The sequence below is a fragment of the Streptomyces sp. NPDC007205 genome (genome assembly GCF_040634095.1).
In the GTDB taxonomy this organism is placed as follows: domain Bacteria; phylum Actinomycetota; class Actinomycetes; order Streptomycetales; family Streptomycetaceae; genus Streptomyces.
This window is the reverse complement of the sequence record NZ_JBEYEW010000135.1, coordinates 1-3,299: the sequence shown is the minus strand read 5'-3', so window position 1 is coordinate 3,299 and position 3,299 is coordinate 1. Positions and strand designations below refer to the sequence as shown.

The 3,299-nt window shown below is 69.4% G+C and carries 2 protein-coding genes and 1 pseudogene; 2 read left to right on the top strand and 1 reads right to left on the bottom strand.

Annotation, left to right across the window (positions count from 1 at the left end; all coding sequences use genetic code 11):
* Window positions 1–30 precede the first annotated feature (30 nt).
* A pseudogene (locus ABZ624_RS42500) lies at window positions 31–372 on the top strand (ketoacyl-synthetase C-terminal extension domain-containing protein); the annotation flags it as partial.
* 18 nt (window positions 373–390) lie between these two features.
* Here ABZ624_RS42500 and ABZ624_RS42495 read toward each other — a convergent pair.
* Window positions 391–600: a hypothetical protein gene (locus ABZ624_RS42495; protein WP_360101015.1), complete on the bottom strand. Its 210-nt coding sequence runs from the start codon at window positions 598–600 to the stop codon at window positions 391–393.
* Between ABZ624_RS42495 and ABZ624_RS42490 the strand changes: the two genes are divergently transcribed.
* Window positions 583–3,299 (top strand): acyltransferase domain-containing protein (locus tag ABZ624_RS42490; RefSeq protein ID WP_360101012.1); only part of this gene is annotated, 2,717 nt, incomplete at its 3' end. The two genes, ABZ624_RS42495 and ABZ624_RS42490, sit on opposite strands and share 18 nt — an antisense overlap.

The following is a 3,299-nucleotide window of genomic DNA, read 5'->3' as shown; positions in this document are numbered from 1 at the left end:
GCTGCGGCGGGTGTCGGTGGTGTGATCAAGATGGTTCAGGCGATGCGGTATGGCGTTCTGCCCAGGACCCTGCATGTCGATGAGCCGTCTCCGCATGTGGACTGGGCGGCGGGAGCGGTGTCGCTGCTGACCGAGGCGCGGGAGTGGCCGGGGGGCGACACACCCCGCAGGGCCGCAATCTCCTCCTTCGGCATCAGCGGCACCAACGCGCACATCATCATCGAGCAGCCGCTCGAAGCCGAGACGGAAGCCAGTGCTTCCGCCGCCCCGACCGGAGTGATCCCGCTCTTCCTCTCCGCGCGGGACGAGGCTGGACTGCGCGCGCAGGCCGAGCGGCTGCACGCCCACCTGACGGCACACCCCGAACTGCCCCCGGCGGACGTCGGTTTCTCACTGGCGACGACCAGGGCCACCCTGGAACGCCGTGCCGCAGTCGTGGGCGAGGACCGTGCCGAGATCTTGCGCGGCCTCGACATCCTGGCACAAGGTGAGAAAGCCACCGGTGTCGTACGCGACGACAGCGCCGTCTCCCGCGGGAAGACCGCATTCCTGTTCACGGGGCAGGGCAGCCAGCGTCTCGGCATGGGCCGCGAACTCCACTCGACGGAACCCGTGTTCGCCCATGCGCTGGACGAGGTGTGCGCGTACCTGGACGACCAACTCGGACGGCCGCTGAAGGCCATCCTGTTTGCTCCCGCCGGCTCCGCCGACGCGGCGCTGCTCGAACAGACAGACTTCACCCAGGCCGCGCTCTTCGCCCTGGAGGTCGCCCTGTACCGCCTCGCCACGAGCCGCGGGGCCGCTCCCGACTATCTTCTCGGCCACTCCGTCGGCGAGATCACCGCGGCACATGTGTCGGGTGTGCTCTCTGTCCAGGACGCCTGCACGCTCGTCGCGACCCGCGGCAGGCTCATGCAGGCAGCCCGCGAGGGGGGTGCGATGGCCGCCCTCCAGGCCACCGAGGACGAGGTCCGGGAGACCCTCGCCGAGTACGGCGACGCGATCGCGGTAGCCGCGGTCAACGGCCCCCGTGCCGTCGTCGTCTCCGGCGACGAGCCCGCGGTCGACAAGGTCGCGGCACTGTGGCGGGCCAAGGGCCGCAAGAGCAAGCGGCTCACGGTCAGCCACGCCTTCCACTCGCCCCATATGGACGAGGTGCTGGAGGAATTCCGTGCCGTGGCAGCACAGCTCACCTTTCACGAGCCGCGCATTCCCGTCGTCTCCAACGTGACCGGTGAACTCGCCACCGGCGAACAGCTGCGGTCGCCCGACTACTGGGCCCAGCACATCCGCGAGGCCGTCCGTTTCCACGACTGCGTACGGTTCCTCGAAGCGCAGGGCGTCACCGACTACCTGGAGCTCGGCCCCGACGGAGTGCTGACCGCGATGGTCCAGGACTGCCTGTCGGACGAGGTCGGCGCGATCACGCCGATGCTGCGGGCCGGGCGACCCGAAACCGTCACCCACGCGGCGGCCCTGGCCCTGCTGCACCTGCGGGGCGGAGCCCTTGACCCGGCGGCGACCTACCCCGGCGGCCGCCGCGTCGACCTCCCTACGTACGCCTTCCGCCGCGACCGTTACTGGCTCACGTCCCCGACGACTCCGGTGGACGCGGCGGGACTCGGTCTGGACGCAACGGACCATCCACTGCTCGGAGGCGCTGTACGCATCGCTGACCGGGACGCCCACCTCTTCACCGGCAAAGTCTCCCTTGCCACACATCCGTGGCTCGCCGACCACCGGGTCCAGGGCACGGTGTTGCTGCCGGGGACGGCGTTGCTCGAACTTGCCCTGCGCGCCGGCGAACAGGTCGGGTACGAGCGCGTGGAGGAGCTGACGCTGACCGCCCCGCTGGTGATCCCCGAACACGGTGGCGTCCAGCTTCAGATGGTTGTCGCGGAGCCCGACGACTCCTACGCCCGGCGGATTGATGTGTTCGGGCGTGTGGAGGGTGATGGGGGTGGGTGGACGGTGCATGCCAGTGGTCGGTTGACGGCTGGTGTGGGTTCGGGTGAGGGGCTGGGTGTGTGGCCGCCGGTGGGTGTGGTGGAGGTGGATGTCGAGGGTGTGTATGGGCGGTTGGCGGAGGCTGGTTTTGCTTATGGTCCGGGGTTTGCCGGTCTTCGTCGGGTGTGGCGGGGTGAGGGTGAGGTGTTCGCTGAGGTGGTGTTGGGTGAGGAGTGGCGGTCGGATGCGGGGCGGTTTGTGGTGCATCCGGCGTTGTTGGATGCGGCGTTGCATCCGTTGTTGCCTGGTGTGGTGGACGGGGATGTTCCGGGGCGGCTTCCGTTTGCGTGGAGTGGGGCCGAGGTTCACGCTGTGGGTGCCTCTGCGCTGCGGGTCCGGCTGAGGAGCACGGGTGCGGACACGGTCGCGCTGACCGTGGCCGACCCCACTGGAGCGCTGGTTGCGTCTGTCGACGAGTTGGCTCTACGGCCGGTGGCCATGCAGGCCACCGTCCGCAGCGATGGTCTGTTCCGGGTGGAGTGGCGGCGGATCGTGATGCCGGAGGGTGCTGCGGGCGGGGTGGAGGGTGCGGACGTTGTCGTACGGGTTTCGGGGGACGGGGGCGCGGGGCGTGTGCTGGATCTGGTCCGGCAGTTCCTCGATGACGAGGCGGCGGATGGGGGTTCGCGTCTTGTGGTGGTGACGTCGGGTGCGGTCGCGGCCGGTGAGGGTGAGGATGTCGTGGATCTGGGTGCGGCGCCGGTGTGGGGTTTGGCGCGGGCGGCGCAGTCGGAGCATCCGGGCAGGTTTGTGCTGGTTGACGTGGATGGTGATGCGGATGGGTTGCTGGCTGCGGCTGTGGCGTCGGGTGAGCCGCAGGTCGCGGTGCGGGGCGGGGAGCTGCGCGTTCCCCGGCTGACCCGGGCAACCACGGCAGGAGATGCTGAGGGATTGCGGTTCGATCCCGGCGGGACTGTGTTGATCACGGGGGCGACGGGTGCGCTCGGTGGCGTACTGGCCCGGCATCTGGTGTCGGAGCATGGTGTTCGTCGTCTGTTGTTGCTGAGCCGTCGCGGCGAGCAGGCGCCAGGCGCGCACGAACTGCGGGCAGGGGTCGAGGAGTTGGGTGCGCGGGTGGCTTTCGCGGCGTGTGATGCCGCCGACCGTGACGCTCTGGCCGAGGTTCTTGCCGGCCTGCCGGTCGAGCATCCGCTGACGGCTGTGTTCCACACTGCGGGTGTTGTGGACGACGGTGTTGTGGCTGTGATGTCGGAGGGGCAGCTGGAGCGGGTGCTGCGGCCGAAGGTGGTGGCTGCGAGGAATCTGCATGAGTTGACGGCGGATATGGGTCT